Origin of the sequence: Pseudomonas pichavaramensis (assembly GCF_050473265.1) — a bacterium.
Taxonomy (GTDB): domain Bacteria; phylum Pseudomonadota; class Gammaproteobacteria; order Pseudomonadales; family Pseudomonadaceae; genus Aquipseudomonas.
Map to the genome: position 1 here is coordinate 733,010 of NZ_JBJKFJ010000001.1, position 14,308 is coordinate 747,317.

At 62.9% G+C, this 14,308-nt stretch carries 13 protein-coding genes; 9 read left to right on the forward strand and 4 right to left on the reverse strand.

Annotation, left to right across the window (positions count from 1 at the left end; all coding sequences use genetic code 11):
* Positions 1-28 precede the first annotated feature (28 nt).
* Positions 29-1,042 (forward strand): DUF481 domain-containing protein, encoded by a 1,014-nt coding sequence (locus tag ACJRW5_RS03315; RefSeq protein WP_484569095.1) that lies wholly within the window; start codon positions 29-31, stop codon positions 1,040-1,042.
* Positions 1,043-1,110: 68 nt separating this feature from the next.
* On the opposite strand, the gene ACJRW5_RS03320 is transcribed toward ACJRW5_RS03315, so the two are convergent.
* Positions 1,111-2,373 carry a uracil-xanthine permease family protein gene (locus ACJRW5_RS03320; protein WP_484569096.1) on the reverse strand — a complete coding sequence of 421 codons (1,263 nt, stop codon included), beginning with the start codon at positions 2,371-2,373 and terminating at the stop codon, positions 1,111-1,113.
* Between the two features lies 1 nt (position 2,374).
* A complete protein-coding gene (upp, locus tag ACJRW5_RS03325) occupies positions 2,375-3,013 on the reverse strand; it encodes a uracil phosphoribosyltransferase (RefSeq protein WP_484569097.1) in 639 nt (212 codons plus the stop codon).
* A gap of 239 nt (positions 3,014-3,252) precedes the next feature.
* Between upp and ACJRW5_RS03330 the strand changes: the two genes are divergently transcribed.
* On the forward strand, positions 3,253-3,810 hold the full coding sequence (locus tag ACJRW5_RS03330) for a hypoxanthine-guanine phosphoribosyltransferase (protein ID WP_484569098.1): 558 nt from the start codon (positions 3,253-3,255) through the stop codon (positions 3,808-3,810).
* A gap of 71 nt (positions 3,811-3,881) precedes the next feature.
* On the opposite strand, the gene dauA is transcribed toward ACJRW5_RS03330, so the two are convergent.
* Positions 3,882-5,621 (reverse strand): C4-dicarboxylic acid transporter DauA, encoded by a 1,740-nt coding sequence (gene dauA / locus ACJRW5_RS03335; RefSeq protein WP_484569099.1) that lies wholly within the window; start codon positions 5,619-5,621, stop codon positions 3,882-3,884.
* A gap of 172 nt (positions 5,622-5,793) precedes the next feature.
* Between dauA and ACJRW5_RS03340 the strand changes: the two genes are divergently transcribed.
* On the forward strand, positions 5,794-6,081 hold the full coding sequence (locus ACJRW5_RS03340; protein ID WP_037046718.1) for a PA4642 family protein: 288 nt from the start codon (positions 5,794-5,796) through the stop codon (positions 6,079-6,081).
* Between the two features lie 197 nt (positions 6,082-6,278).
* On the opposite strand, the gene rpsT is transcribed toward ACJRW5_RS03340, so the two are convergent.
* Positions 6,279-6,557 (reverse strand): 30S ribosomal protein S20, encoded by a 279-nt coding sequence (gene rpsT / locus ACJRW5_RS03345; protein ID WP_003243036.1) that lies wholly within the window; start codon positions 6,555-6,557, stop codon positions 6,279-6,281.
* Between the two features lie 189 nt (positions 6,558-6,746).
* Between rpsT and murJ the strand changes: the two genes are divergently transcribed.
* From murJ to ispH, 6 genes are all read left to right on the forward strand, one after another.
* Entirely contained in the window at positions 6,747-8,282 is a 1,536-nt protein-coding gene (murJ, locus tag ACJRW5_RS03350) for a murein biosynthesis integral membrane protein MurJ (RefSeq protein WP_484569100.1), read from the forward strand.
* 61 nt (positions 8,283-8,343) lie between these two features.
* A complete protein-coding gene (ribF, locus tag ACJRW5_RS03355; RefSeq protein ID WP_484569101.1) occupies positions 8,344-9,294 on the forward strand; it encodes a bifunctional riboflavin kinase/FAD synthetase in 951 nt (316 codons plus the stop codon).
* Positions 9,291-12,125 (forward strand): isoleucine--tRNA ligase, encoded by a 2,835-nt coding sequence (gene ileS / locus ACJRW5_RS03360; RefSeq protein ID WP_484569102.1) that lies wholly within the window; start codon positions 9,291-9,293, stop codon positions 12,123-12,125. The genes ribF and ileS overlap by 4 nt, the downstream gene beginning before the upstream one ends.
* 138 nt (positions 12,126-12,263) lie before the next feature.
* Positions 12,264-12,767: a signal peptidase II gene (gene lspA / locus ACJRW5_RS03365; RefSeq protein ID WP_484569103.1), complete on the forward strand. Its 504-nt coding sequence runs from the start codon at positions 12,264-12,266 to the stop codon at positions 12,765-12,767.
* The gene (locus ACJRW5_RS03370; RefSeq protein ID WP_484569104.1) at positions 12,764-13,201 is read left to right on the forward strand and encodes an FKBP-type peptidyl-prolyl cis-trans isomerase; all 438 of its coding nucleotides are present in this window, start codon (positions 12,764-12,766) and stop codon (positions 13,199-13,201) included. The genes lspA and ACJRW5_RS03370 overlap by 4 nt, the downstream gene beginning before the upstream one ends.
* Before the next feature lie 138 nt (positions 13,202-13,339).
* Positions 13,340-14,284: a 4-hydroxy-3-methylbut-2-enyl diphosphate reductase gene (ispH, locus tag ACJRW5_RS03375; protein ID WP_484569105.1), complete on the forward strand. Its 945-nt coding sequence runs from the start codon at positions 13,340-13,342 to the stop codon at positions 14,282-14,284.
* Positions 14,285-14,308: the final 24 nt, after the last annotated feature.

Consider the following 14,308-nt stretch of genomic DNA (forward strand, 5'->3'; position numbering starts at 1 on the left):
TCGCCCACCAACGCTCGTTGTCCAACTTATGTCTCGCCCTACATCATTGTCCCTGCTTGGCCTGAGCATCGCTCTGTGCAGTTCCGCTTCCTTCGCTGATACCGTCTGGTTGAAGAATGGTGACCGGCTCACCGGTACCATCCGTGTGTTCGATGGCAGCAGGCTGCTGCTGCAAACCGACTACGGCGGCTCCATTCCGCTGGATTGGAAGAAGGTCGCCACCCTGGAAAGCGAGCACGAACTGTTGGTCAAACTCGGGCCGGTCGACGGTGAGCGCGCCAAGTCGCTGTTGGCCGCCGAGCCTGGCAAGGTGACACTGGCCAATGGCGAGGCGCCGAAGACCGTCGACTTGGCGCAGATCGAGCAGATCATGAAGCCCAAACCGTTGGTGGAGGACTTCTCCTGGAAGGGCAATATCGACCTTGGCCTGGACTACAAGCGCGGTGAGCGCGACTCCGACGACTACGATGTCGACATCAAGACCCAGGCCCGCCATGGTCGCTGGCGCCACAATGCGTTGCTCGACTACAACCGCGAGCTTAAGGACGATGTGGTCAGCACCGACAACTGGAGCACCGAGTACGCACTCGACCGCTTCCTCACCGAGAAGCTGTTCTGGCAGGGGCGCTTCGAATACAAGCGTGACCGCGTCGAGGAAATCGAGCGCCAGCGTACCCTGGGTACCGGCCCTGGTTATCAGTTCTGGGATGACGAGCTGGGCGCCTTCTCCGTCGCTACCCTGGTCAACCGCAGCGACTACCGTTACAGCAATGGCGAGCAGGACCGTTTCTACGCACTGAGCGTGAAGTGGGACTACAACCGTTATCTGCTCGGCAAGACCGTCGAGCTGTTCAGTGAAGGCGAAGTCGGCCGGCCGCTCAGTGGTGCCGCCGAGTACAGCCTGGATGCTGCGGTCGGTCTGCGCTACAAGGTCACCGAGTGGGCTTCGTTGAACATGAAAGCCGAGAAGGACATGGTCAGCGGCGCCGAAGGCGACCTGGACGAAACCCGCTACACGCTGGGCTTCGGCGTCGGCTGGTAAGTGCCTGCGCCAAGCTCTGCAACGAAAAAGCCCGCGACCTGGTCGCGGGCTTTCTTTTTACCTAGACCTCACTCCTGCTCGAGGTCGCGGTTGCGCCAGCCAGCGCCGCCCGGCAGCACCAGGTTGAGCAGCAGCGCGCTGATCGCGCACAGCGAGATACCCGACAGGGCGAACTCCTGGCCGCCGATGATCATGCCGCCGATGCCGAATACCAGGGTCACCGAGACGATGATCAGGTTGCGCGCCTCGGACAGGTCGACCTGATGGCGAATCAGGGTGTTCAGGCCGACCACCGCGATGGAGCCGAACAGCAGGCAGAGAATGCCACCCATCACCGGCACCGGAATGCTCTGCAGGGCCACGCCGAACTTGCCGATGAAGGCCAGGGCGATGGCGAACACCGCCGCCCAGGTCATGATTTTCGGGTTGTAGCTCTTGGTCAGCATCACCGCGCCGGTGACTTCGGCATAGGTGGTGTTGGGTGGGCCGCCGAACAGACCGGCTGCCGACGTGGCCAGGCCATCGCCAAGCAGGGTGCGATGCAAACCGGGCTTCTTCACGAAATTCTTGCCGGTGACGTTGCCGATCGCCACCACGCCGCCAATGTGCTCGATAGCGGGGGCCAGTGCGACGGGCACCATGTATAGAATGGCACCCCAGTGCAGCTCCGGCGCAATGAAGTTGGGCATGGCGATCCAGGCGGCCTGGCTCACGGCGCTGGTGTCGATTACACCGAGCACGGCGGCGATCGAGCAGCCCACGGCGATACCGGAGAGAATCGGCACCAGACGGAAAATGCCGCGGCCGAGTACGGCGACCAGCACGGTAGTGATCAGTGCCGGCATCGAGATCAGCATCGCTGTCTGGTAGGGCACCAGCTCCACGCTACCATCCCCGGCCTTGCCCATGGCCATGTTCACCGCGACCGGCGACAGCGCCAGGCCGATGGAGATGATCACCGGGGCGATCACCACCGGCGGCAGCAGGCGGTCGATGAAGTTCGGGCCGCGTAGTTTGACCAGTACCGAAAGCAGGATATAGACCACGCCTGCTGCCATGATCCCACCGGTCACCGCCGGCAGGCCGAACTCACCTTTGGCCGCCAGGATCGGCGCGATGAAGGCGAAGCTGGAGGCCAGGAACACCGGAACCTGGCGTTTGGTCACCAACTGGAACAGCAGGGTGCCGATGCCGGCGGTGAACAGTGCGACGTTGGGGTCCATGCCGGTGATCAGCGGCATCAGCACCAGTGCGCCGAACGCCACGAAGAGCATCTGCGCGCCGGAGATGCCCTGGCGCCACAACGGATCGTTGAATTCCGTCTGCGACATGTCAGGCGTCCTTCTGCTTGGTGCCGAAGATCTTGTCGCCGGCGTCGCCCAGGCCCGGAATGATGTAACCCTGTTCGTTCAGGCGCTGATCGATCGACGCGGTGAAAATGGTCACGTCGGGATGGGCCTTCTCCACCGCTTCGATGCCTTCTGGTGCCGCGACCAGGACCATGGCGCGAATGTCCTTGCAGCCGGCTTTCTTCAGCAGGTCGATGGTGGCGACCATGGAGCCGCCGGTGGCCAGCATCGGATCGATGATCAGCGCCAGGCGCGAGTCGATCTCTGGCGCGAGCTTCTCCAGGTAGGTGTGGGCCTGCAGGGTCTCTTCGTTGCGGGCCACGCCCACGGCGCTGACCTTGGCTCCGGGAATCAGACTGAGCACGCCATCGAGCATGCCGATGCCGGCACGCAGGATGGGCACGACGGTGATCTTCTTGCCGGCAATCTTCTCGACCTGCACAGAGCCTGCCCAGCCCTGGATTTCGTAGGTTTCCAAGGGCAGGTCGTTGGTCGCTTCGTAAGTCAGCAGGGCGCCCACTTCCTGGGCCAGCTCACGGAAATTCTTGGTGCTGATATCGGCGCGGCGCATCAGGCCGATCTTGTGACGGATCAGCGGGTGGCGGATCTCGCGAGTGGGCATGGGCTGGGATCTCCAACGGGCTCTGGGAAAAATCGCGTTAGATTAAAGCATTGCTCGTGCCAAGTGGTGGGTGACTTGCGAGTCGCGGCACTTGTCGTCATGCATCGGCTACGCTGGTCAGGCGAGGCTTGGCAAGTGCCGCACAGGTCTGTACCTTTGCCCGCTTTTATTTGACGGCTCGATCAGCTTTCAGACTGTGCAGGCGTCATTCATCAGCCCGACCAAGAGAGAACGCCACCATGCCCGTCGATCTCGCGCACATCCGTCAAGTGATGACGGAAGCCGACTGCCTGTTCACCGAAGCTCAGGTGGAAGCGGCCATCGACAGGGTTGCCAGCCAGATCAATGCCGAGCTCGCGCAAAGCAATCCGGTGGTGTTCTGCGTCATGAATGGCGGCTTGATCTTCTCCGGCAAGCTGCTGCCGAAGCTGAACTTCCCGCTGGAGGCGTCCTACCTGCACGCCACTCGCTACCGCAATGAAACCAGCGGTGGCGAGTTGTTCTGGAAGGCCAAGCCGGAAATTTCGTTCATCGATCGTGACGTGCTGATCATCGACGACATCCTCGACGAAGGGCATACCCTCGGCGCCATCATCGACTTCTGCCACCATGCTGGCGCCCGCGCCGTGCACACTGCCGTACTGATCGATAAGGAACACGACCGCAAGGCGCGTCCGGACCTCAAGGCCAATTACGTCGGCCTGCAGTGCATCGACCGCTACATCTTCGGCTATGGCATGGATTACAAGGGCTACTGGCGTAACGCCGCTGGCATCTTTGCGGTCAAGGGGCTGTAAGCCTTTGTAGTGCGTAGGTGCGCTGCGCGCACCGGCTTTACTGGTGCTTTCGCCGGTGCGCACGGCGCACCCTACCTGGCCAGCACCTCTTTCGGGGTGTCGTCCAGCCAGCGCAAGGCTTTCTCCCTCGCTTGTGGAAGATCGTGCACGTATGCCAACTGCCCGGCTTGCCGGTGAATGCCGGCGCGGCGCAGTTGCAGGCGCACCTGTGCTGTGGGGCCGCTGAGAATCAGCGCAATGCCCTGCTGGCGATAGTCGCGCAGAACATTGTCCAGAGCGGCGAGGGCGGTCATGTCCAGCAAGGGCACGGCGCTGATGTCGACGATCACGATGCGCACGCCGGGCGTGAAGCGGCGCAGCACGCTCAGGGCCTTTTCTGCCGCGCCAAAGAACAGCGGGCCGCGGATGGCGTACGCCAGCACGTGCTCGGGCAGGTCCTGCAAGGCCTGACGCTGCTGGCGATTAAGCGGAGCGGTATCGGTCAGTTCGCTCATGCGCTTGATGAACAACCCGGCGGCCAGCAGCAGGCCGACGCCCACGGCCAGCACCATATCGAACAGCACCGTCAGCACCAGGCAGGTCAGCAGCACCAGTACATCGCTGCGTGGCGCGATGCGCAGGGTATGCACAACGTGCTGCGGCTCGCTCATGTTCCACGCCACCATCAGCAGCAATGCCGCCAGCGCGGCCATCGGCAGGTAGCTGAACAGTGGTGCGAGAAGCAGAATTGCCGCCAGTACCACGCCGGCATGTATCAGGGCAGCCAGTGGCGAAAAGGCGCCGGCGCGTACGTTGGCCGCAGTGCGAGCGATGGCGGCGGTGGCCGTGATGCCGCCAAAGAAGGGCGCGGCCAGGTTGCCCAGCCCCTGGCCGATCAGTTCGGCGTTGGGATCGTGCTTGCTGCCGGTCATGCCGTCGGCAACCACGGCACACAGCAGTGATTCGATGGCCCCCAGCATGGCGATGGCGAATGCGGGGGCCAGCAGTTGGCGGATCAGCTCGAAGGACAGTGTCAGAGGTTGGCCGTCGGCGCCGGGTAGGTTCCAGGGCAAAGCCAGGTCTGGCAGGAAAGGCGGAATGCCGGGGTATTCGACGCCGTCGAGTTGATAGCTGAAGCGCTCACCGAGTGTCGCCACGGGCAGCCCTAGCCGCTCCAGGACAACTGCCAGTAGCGCACCAAGCGCCAGAGCAACCAGGTGTGCAGGGATTTTCGGTACCAGGCGTGGCCAGATTAGCAGGGTTGCCAGGGCTGCTGCGCCAACCAGGCTGTCACCCGGTTGCAGGCTGGGGAGTGCCTGCACCAGCAGCTTCAATTGCTCCAGCAGATGCTGCGGTGAGCCGGCCAGGTGCAGGCCGAACATATCCTTGATCTGCAGGATGGCGATGACGATGCCGATACCGGCGGTAAAACCCAGTGTCACCGGGTATGGCACGAACTCGATCAGGCGCCCCGCGCGCAGCAAGCCCAGGATGATCAGAATGGCGCCGGCCATCAGGGTGCACAGTAACAGTCCGCCCAGGCCGTACTGCTGGGTGATCGGCAGCAGAATCACCACGAAGGCTGCGGTGGGGCCGGAAATATTGAAGCGCGAGCCGCCGCACAGGGCGATCAGTGGCGCGGCGATCAATACGGTATAGAGGCCGTGCTGTGGCGCCACGCCCACCGCGATGGCCAGCGCCATGGCCAGGGGAATGGCGATGATGCCGACCGTCAGCCCAGCGCTCAGATCGCCGCGCAGGGTTTTCCATGAGTAACCGGCACGCAGTGTTTGCTGCCAGGCGGTGAACAGCGGTAACGATTGACGTGACATGCTGGCTCCAGGGTGGCTTGGCGCATTATAGGAGCCAGCTTGTCGGGCGCGGTATGACCTAGGTCGTGTGTTGCATTGACCCTGTGCTTGTTAGCCTGTTCGGCTGCGCGTTGAGCCGCGCCTGGCTCGGCGGTAAACTGCCGGCCCTCTGTAATGCTGGCGGGAGCGGGCGATGCGTAAAGACAAAAAGCAGGTGATTGGCGAAGAAATCAGCGATGACTCGATCAAGCTGTTCCTGGCGGTAGAGCCGGCGGACGCCACGCCGCCTTCGCTGCACAAGCTGGTCAAGGCGTATCGTGGTCTGCGCGTCGATGACTTCGAGCGTTTCGTGGGCTTCTTCGTGGCGGCTGGCCATGACCTTGCCGCTACGGATGCGCAGGGCAACGACTTCGTTGCGCTGATTCAGGACCAGCGCAATGCCGAGCCTTATATCGAGGTGATCAAGGCCGCGCGCGGCTGAGGGCCTTGTATGAGAAAGCCCGCACTCCCGGGGAGTGCGGGCTTTTTTATGGCCTGTCATCCGTGGTGGCCACCCCGTGGGGCGTCGCGGAGCAACGTAGAAAATGGCTTCCGGCCATTTTTCATGAGCAGCGGCGTATGAATTCCGGGCAATAAAAAACCGGCCGCTAGGGCCGGTTTTTCAAGAACCTGTCGCGATCAGGCGGCAGCAGCTTCGCCCAGCGCCTTGATGTGCGCGTTCAGGCGGCTCTTGTGACGAGCGGCTTTGTTCTTGTGGATGATGCCTTTGTCAGCCATGCGGTCGATGACCGGAACGGCTGCGGTGTAAGCGGTCTTGGCAAGCTCGAGATCTTTGGCAGCAATAGCCTTGACCACGTTCTTGATGTAGGTACGGACCATCGAGCGCAGGCTGGCGTTATGGCTACGGCGCTTCTCAGCCTGTTTGGCGCGTTTTTTGGCAGAAGGTGAGTTGGCCACCGTCAAGCTCCTCGAAAACTGGGGGTTTACACAAATTAAGGCCGCGAATCATGCCGACATGACTATCGGCTGTCAAGTCCGCGGGTGCTTTTCGCTGCTGGCCTGACCAGCGGTGGCTCGCTACACTCGACGCTTTTGCGAGCGGCGGATTGTCCACGTTCGCCGCCGTCCGGAAAAGCCCTGATCCCCATGAATCTGCTCAAATCCCTGGCTGCCGTCAGCTCTCTGACCATGGTTTCCCGCGTGCTGGGCTTTGTGCGTGACACCATCATCGCCCGTACCTTTGGTGCCGGGGTGGCGTCGGATGCTTTCGTCGTGGCGTTCAAACTGCCTAACCTGTTGCGACGGATCTTTGCCGAAGGGGCATTTTCCCAGGCGTTCGTGCCGATTCTGGCCGAGTACAAGATGCAGCAGGGGGAGGAGGCCGCGCGCACCTTCGTCGCCTATGTCTCCGGCTTGCTGACGCTGGTGCTGGCGCTGGTAACGGCGATCGGCGTGCTCGCCGCGCCCTGGATCGTCTGGGCCTCGGCGCCGGGGTTCGCCGACGAGGCCGAGCGCTTCGAGCTCACCGTCGACCTGCTACGGGTAACCTTTCCTTATATATTGCTGATCTCTCTTTCCTCGCTGGCCGGCGCGATTCTCAATACCTGGAACCGTTTCTCGGTACCGGCCTTCGTGCCGACACTGCTCAACGTCAGCATGATCGTCTTCGCGCTGTTTCTGACGCCCTATTTCGACCCGCCGATCATGGCCCTGGGCTGGGCGGTACTGGTCGGCGGTCTGGCCCAGTTGCTCTGGCAACTGCCGCACCTGAAAAAGATCGGCATGCTCGTGCTGCCGCGTCTGAGCCTGCGTGATACCGGCGTGTGGCGTGTGCTGAAACAGATGGGGCCGGCGATCTTCGGCGTTTCGGTGAGCCAGATCTCGCTGATCATCAACACCATCTTCGCCTCGTTCCTGGTGGCCGGTTCGGTGTCGTGGATGTACTACGCCGATCGTCTGATGGAGCTGCCCTCCGGGGTGCTGGGCGTAGCGCTGGGCACCATCCTCCTGCCGGCGCTTTCCAAGACCTACGCCAGTCGTGACCGTGACGAGTACCGGCGTCTGCTCGACTGGGGGTTGCGCCTGTGTTTCCTGCTGGTTCTGCCCAGCGCGCTGGCGCTGGCGGTGCTGGCCGAACCGCTGACCGTGTCGCTGTTCCAGTACGGCAAGTTCACCGCCACCGACGCCCTGATGACCCAGCAGGCGCTGATCGCCTACTCCATTGGTCTGCTCGGCATCATTCTGGTGAAGATCCTCGCGCCAGGCTTCTATGCGCAGCAGAACATCAAGACGCCGGTGAAGATCGCCGTGGTGACTCTGGTGTTCACCCAACTGATGAACCTGGCGCTGGTTGGCCCGCTGGCGCACGCCGGCCTGGCGCTGGCGATCAGCCTGGCCGCCTGCCTCAATGCCGGCTTGCTTTACTGGCAACTGCGCCGCGCCGATATCTTCCAGCCATTGCCGGGTTGGGGCGTGTTTCTGCTCAAGCTGGTAGTGGCCGTGGCGGCCATGGTCGCGGTGCTCCTGGCGTTGCTGCAGGTCATGCCGGCCTGGGCTGATGGCGAGATGCCGTTGCGTCTGTTGCGCCTTGCGGGGCTGGTGGTCGCTGGCCTGATCACCTACTTCGGCATGTTGCTGTTGCTGGGATTTCGTCCGCGCGACTTTGCCCGGCGGGCGCTTTGACGCCTGTTGTGCATGGCCTGCTGTGCGTATAATCGGCCACTTTGTGAACAAGAAGCGTGCTATGCAGCTGGTTCGAGGTCTTCATAACCTGCAGCCCCAGGCGCGGGGCTGTGTGGTCACCATCGGTAATTTCGACGGCGTTCATCGTGGGCACCAGGCCATTCTGGCGCGCCTGCGCGAGCGCGCCGCGGAATTGGCCGTGCCCAGCTGTGTGGTGATCTTCGAGCCGCAACCGCGTGAGTTCTTCGGCCCGGATACCGCACCGGCGCGCCTGACCCGCTTGCGCGACAAGCTCGCCCTGCTGGCTGCCGAAGGCGTCGACATGGTGCTATGCCTGGCCTTCAATCGCCGGCTACGTGAGTTGTCGGCGGCCGAGTTCGTGCAGCGCGTGCTGGTCGATGGACTCAAGGTCAAGGACCTGGAGATCGGCGACGATTTCCGCTTCGGTTGCGACCGGGCCGGTGACTTCGAGTTTCTCAAGGCGGCTGGTCTGCGCCACGGCTTCAGTGTCGATGCCTCGACCACCGTCGAGGTGCGTGGTGGCCGGGTCAGCAGTACTCGCGTACGCCAGGCGCTGGCCGATGGCGACTTCGACCTGGCCGAGGCGTTACTGGGCCGTCCATTCCGCATCGCCGGGCGGGTCCTGCATGGACAGAAACTCGGCCGCCAACTGAATGCCCCCACTGCCAACGTTCAGCTCAAGCGGCGCAAGGTGCCGCTGACCGGGGTCTACCTGGTGAGCTGTGCAATCGATGGCGTGATTCAACCGGGCGTCGCCAATATCGGCGTGCGCCCCAGCGTTGCCGGCGACGGCAGCGCCCATCTGGAAGTGCACCTTCTGGATTTTGCCGGCGATCTGTATGGCCGGCGTCTCTCGGTGGCTTTCCACCACAAGCTGCGTGATGAGCAGCGTTTCGCCTCGCTCGAGGCACTGAAGACGGCCATTGCGGCCGACATTGCCGCTGCCCGCGACCACTGGCAGCGCCAACCGCTGATGAAGAGCCCGACATGACCGATTACAAAGCCACGCTGAACCTGCCCGATACCCCCTTCCCGATGAAGGCTGGCCTGCCGCAACGCGAGCCGCAGACCCTGCAGCGCTGGATTGATATTGGTCTGTACGAGAAGCTGCGCAAGGCCGGTGAGACGCGCCCGAAATTCGTCCTGCACGATGGCCCCCCCTATGCCAACGGCAGCATCCACATCGGCCATGCGCTGAACAAGATCCTCAAGGACATCATCACCCGCTCCAAGACCATGGCCGGCTTCGATGCGCCGTACGTGCCGGGCTGGGACTGCCACGGCCTGCCGATCGAGCACAAGGTGGAGACCACCTTCGGCAAGAACCAGCCGGCCGACCTGACCCGCGAGCGCTGCCGTGCCTACGCTGCCGAGCAGATCGAAGAGCAGAAGGCCGGTTTCGTCCGCCTCGGTGTGCTGGGCGACTGGAACAACCCGTACCTGACCATGAACTTCGCCAATGAGGCCGGTGAAATCCGCGCCCTGGCCGAGATGGTCAAGAACGGTTTCGTGTTCAAGGGCCTCAAGCCGGTCAACTTCTGCTTTGATTGCGGTTCGGCCCTGGCCGAGGCCGAAGTCGAGTACATGGACAAGAAGTCCGAAGCCATCGACGTTGCCTTCCCGGTTGCCGATGCCGACAAGCTGGCCGCCGCCTTCGGTCTGGCCAGCCTGAGCAAGCCGGCCGCCATCGTCATCTGGACCACCACGCCGTGGACCATTCCGGCCAACCAGGCGCTCAACGTCCACCCGGAATTCACCTACGCGCTGGTTGATACCGGCGAGCGCCTGCTGCTGCTGGCCGAGGAAATGGTCGAGAGCTGCCTGCAGCGCTACGGCGTCGAGGGGCAGGTCATCGCCACCGCCGCGGGCTCCGCGCTGGAGCTGATCAACTTCCGCCACCCGCTGTATGAGCGTCTGTCGCCGATCTACCTGGCCGAGTACGTCGAGCTGGGCGCCGGTACCGGTATCGTCCACTCCGCGCCCGCCTACGGCGAGGACGACTTCCGTACCTGCAAGGCGTACGGCATGAGCAACGACGACATCCTCAACCCGGTGCAGAGCAACGGCGTGTATGCCGAGTCGCTGCCGCTGTTCGGCGGCCAGTTCATCTGGAAGGCCAACCCGGCCATCGTCGCCAAGCTGGAAGAAGTCGGTGCGCTGCTCAAGCACGCCACCATCAGCCACAGCTACATGCACTGCTGGCGTCACAAGACGCCGCTGATCTATCGCGCCACCGCGCAGTGGTTCGTCGGCATGGACAGCCAGCCGAAAGAGGGCGGCACCCTGCGTGAGCGCTCCCTGGCGGCCATCGAAGAAACCAAATTCGTTCCGGCCTGGGGCCAGGCGCGTCTGCACAGCATGATCGCCGGTCGTCCGGACTGGTGCATCTCGCGTCAGCGCAACTGGGGCGTGCCGATTCCGTTCTTCACCCACAAGGAAAGCGGCGAGCTGCATCCGCGTACCGTCGAGCTGATGGAAGAAGTGGCCAAGCGCGTCGAGCAGGAGGGCATCGAGGCCTGGTTCAAGCTCGACGCCGCCGAGCTGCTGGGCGCCGAGGCCGACCAGTACGACAAGAGCCGCGACACCCTGGACGTATGGTTCGACTCCGGCACCACTCACTGGCACGTGCTGCGTGGCTCCCACGCAGAGCTGGCGCATGCCGATGGCCCGGTGGCCGATCTGTACCTGGAGGGTTCCGACCAGCACCGTGGCTGGTTCCATTCCTCGCTGCTGACCGGTTGCGCCATCGACGGCCATGCGCCGTACAAGGAACTGCTGACCCACGGTTTCACCGTCGACGAGCAGGGCCGCAAGCAGTCCAAGTCGCTTGGCAACGTGGTGGCGCCGCAGAAAGTCATCGACAGCATGGGCGCCGATATCCTGCGTCTGTGGGTCGCCTCGACCGACTACTCCGGCGAGATGGCGGTTTCCGACCAGATCCTGCAGCGCAGCGCCGATGCCTATCGCCGTATCCGTAACACCGCGCGCTTCATGCTGGCCAACCTCAACGGCTTCGACCCGGCCAAGGACCTGCTGCAGCCCGAGCAGATGCTCGACCTCGACCGCTGGGCGGTGGACGCCACCGCGCGCCTGCAGGACGAGCTGACCGAGGCCTACAGCGAATACCGCTTCTGGAACGTCTACTCCAAGGTGCACAACTTCTGCGTGCAGGAGCTGGGCGGTTTCTACCTGGACATCATCAAGGACCGCCAGTACACCACGGCGCCGGACAGCGTCGCCCGTCGCTCCTGCCAGAGCGCGCTGTACCATATCAGCGAGGCGCTGGTGCGCTGGGTGGCGCCGATCCTGGCCTTCACCGCCGAGGAAATCTGGCAGTTCCTGCCGGGCGAGCGCGCCGAGTCGGTGATGCTGGCCACCTGGTACGAGCGCCTGGCCCGTCTGCCCGAAGGTTTCGAGCTGGATCAGGCATATTGGCAGCGCGTGATGGACGTCAAAGGCGCGGTCAACAAGGAGCTGGAGGCCATGCGTGCGAGCAAGACCATCGGCGCCAGCCTGCAGGCGGAAGTCACTCTGTTCAGTGATGACGCGTTGAGTGGCGATCTGGCCAAGCTCGGTGACGAGCTGCGCTTCGCTCTGATCACCTCGGCCGCCGCTACTGCACCTCTGGCCGATGCGCCGGCCGATGCCGTAGCTACCGAGGTCCCGGGCCTGAAGCTGAAGATCGTCAAATCCGCACATGCCAAGTGTGGCCGCTGCTGGCACCTGCGTGCCGACGTCGGCAGCCACGCTGCGCACCCGGAGCTGTGCAGCCGCTGTGTGAGCAATATCGAGGGTGACGGCGAGGTGCGCAAGCATGCCTGAGGCGTTTTTGCTCCCCTCTCCCATAAATGGGAGAGGGGCTGGGGGAGAGGGGCGTTGGTTGCTCCCTCTTCCCAGCCCTCTCCCGCAAGCGGGAGAGGGAGATCACTTTGCCTGCTTCATGCCTGAGGAATACCTCCTATGATTGCCAATCTCGGCAAGCTCCCCTGGCTGCTGTTGAGCCTGCTGATCTTCATCGTTGACCGCCTGACCAAGGACATCTTCGAAGGTGGCTTGAGCATGTATCAGCGCATCGAAGTCATTCCGGGTTACTTCGACTGGACCCTGGCCTACAACACCGGTGCGGCATTCAGCTTCCTGGCTGATGCCGATGGCTGGCAGCGCTGGTTCTTCGCCGCCATCGCCATCGTCGTCAGCGGTGTGTTGATGGTCTGGCTCAAGCGCCTCAAGCGTCATGAAACACTGCTGGCCGTAGCCCTGGCCATGGTCCTGGGTGGTGCGCTGGGTAACCTGTACGACCGCGTGGTGCTCGGCCATGTAGTCGACTTCATCCTGGTGCACTGGCAGAGCCGCTGGTTTTTCCCGGCGTTCAACCTGGCTGACACCTTCATCACCCTCGGCGCCATCCTGTTGGCACTGGATATGTTCAAGAGCGACAAGTCCGCGAAGGAGGCTACGCAATGACAGATGTACGCATTGGCCCGGATCGCGAGGTCACCCTGCATTTTGCCCTCAAGCTGGAAAACGGCGATGTCGTCGACAGCACGTTCGACAAGCAGCCGGCCACCTTCAAGGTCGGCGACGGCAACCTGCTGCCGGGCTTCGAGCAGGCGCTGTACGGCTTCAAGGCCGGCGACAAGCGCAGTGTGCAGGTGCAGCCGGAGCAGGGCTTCGGCCAGCCCAACCCGCAGAACGTGCAGGTCATGCCACGTAGTCAGTTCGAGGGCATGGAGCTGTCCGAAGGCTTGCTGGTTATCTTCAATGATGCTGCCAATACCGAGTTACCGGGTGTGGTCAAAGCCTTCGACGACGCTCAGGTCACCATCGACTTCAACCACCCGCTGGCTGGCAAGGTGCTGCAGTTCGACGTGGAGATCATCGAGGTCAAAGCGCTCTAACCGGTCGTGCTGACCCTGTAGGAGCGGCTTCAGCCGCGAGCTCTTCTTGCAGCCTGCGCGTATTCCGCGCAGGCTGCGACTTTCGGGATCACTCAAGTACCTTGTGCCGATCCTTCGTTTTATCGCGAGACGCCTTGTATGCATATCAAACTCGCCAATCCCCGTGGCTTCTGCGCCGGTGTCGACCGCGCCATCGAAATCGTCAACCGCGCCCTGGAAGTGTTCGGCCCGCCCATCTATGTGCGGCATGAAGTGGTACACAACAAGTTCGTGGTCGAAGACCTGCGTGCTCGTGGCGCGGTATTCGTCGAAGAGCTGGATCAGGTGCCGGACGACGTCATCGTCATCTTCAGCGCTCACGGTGTATCCAAAGCGGTTCGTGACGAGGCTGCCAATCGAGGTCTCAAGGTCTTCGATGCCACCTGCCCGCTGGTGACCAAGGTACATATGGAAGTGGTGCGCTACAGCCGCGAGGGCCGTGAATGCATTCTCATTGGCCACGAAGGCCACCCAGAAGTCGAGGGCACCATGGGCCAGTACGACGCCAGCAACGGCGGCGCTATCTACCTGGTAGAGGATGAGGCGGACGTCGCCGAATTGGAGGTCCGCAATCCGGAGAACCTAGCGTTCGTTACTCAGACTACGTTGTCGATGGACGACACCAGCAAGGTGATCGACGCCCTTCGCGGCAAGTTTCCTGCCATCGGCGGCCCGCGCAAGGACGACATCTGCTACGCCACGCAGAACCGTCAGGACGCGGTCAAACAGCTGGCCAGCGAGTGCGACGTGCTACTAGTGGTCGGCAGCCCCAACAGCTCCAACTCCAACCGCCTGCGCGAACTTGCCGAGCGCATGGGAACGCCCGCTTACCTGATCGACGGCGCCGAAGACCTGAAGTCCGAGTGGTTTGACGGTGTTGCTGGTGTAGGCATCACCGCCGGCGCCTCGGCTCCGGAGGTGCTGGTACGTGGCGTGGTGGAACAACTGCGTGCCTGGGGAGCGAGCGAGGAGAGCGAGCTGGAAGGGCGGCCGGAGAATGTGACGTTCTCCATGCCGAAGGAGTTGAGGGTGAAGGCCCTATAGCGCCTTCTGACGAAATGAAAAAAG

Coding starts and splice junctions, on each gene's coding strand:
- ACJRW5_RS03315 (WP_484569095.1), top strand. CDS start 29: ATGTCTCGCCCTACATCATTGTCCCTGCTTGGCCTGAGCATCGCTCTG.
- ACJRW5_RS03320 (WP_484569096.1), bottom strand. CDS start 2,373: ATGTCGCAGACGGAATTCAACGATCCGTTGTGGCGCCAGGGCATCTCC.
- upp (WP_484569097.1), bottom strand. CDS start 3,013: ATGCCCACTCGCGAGATCCGCCACCCGCTGATCCGTCACAAGATCGGC.
- ACJRW5_RS03330 (WP_484569098.1), top strand. CDS start 3,253: ATGCCCGTCGATCTCGCGCACATCCGTCAAGTGATGACGGAAGCCGAC.
- dauA (WP_484569099.1), bottom strand. CDS start 5,621: ATGTCACGTCAATCGTTACCGCTGTTCACCGCCTGGCAGCAAACACTG.
- ACJRW5_RS03340 (WP_037046718.1), top strand. CDS start 5,794: ATGCGTAAAGACAAAAAGCAGGTGATTGGCGAAGAAATCAGCGATGAC.
- murJ (WP_484569100.1), top strand. CDS start 6,747: ATGAATCTGCTCAAATCCCTGGCTGCCGTCAGCTCTCTGACCATGGTT.
- ribF (WP_484569101.1), top strand. CDS start 8,344: ATGCAGCTGGTTCGAGGTCTTCATAACCTGCAGCCCCAGGCGCGGGGC.
- ileS (WP_484569102.1), top strand. CDS start 9,291: ATGACCGATTACAAAGCCACGCTGAACCTGCCCGATACCCCCTTCCCG.
- lspA (WP_484569103.1), top strand. CDS start 12,264: ATGATTGCCAATCTCGGCAAGCTCCCCTGGCTGCTGTTGAGCCTGCTG.
- ACJRW5_RS03370 (WP_484569104.1), top strand. CDS start 12,764: ATGACAGATGTACGCATTGGCCCGGATCGCGAGGTCACCCTGCATTTT.
- ispH (WP_484569105.1), top strand. CDS start 13,340: ATGCATATCAAACTCGCCAATCCCCGTGGCTTCTGCGCCGGTGTCGAC.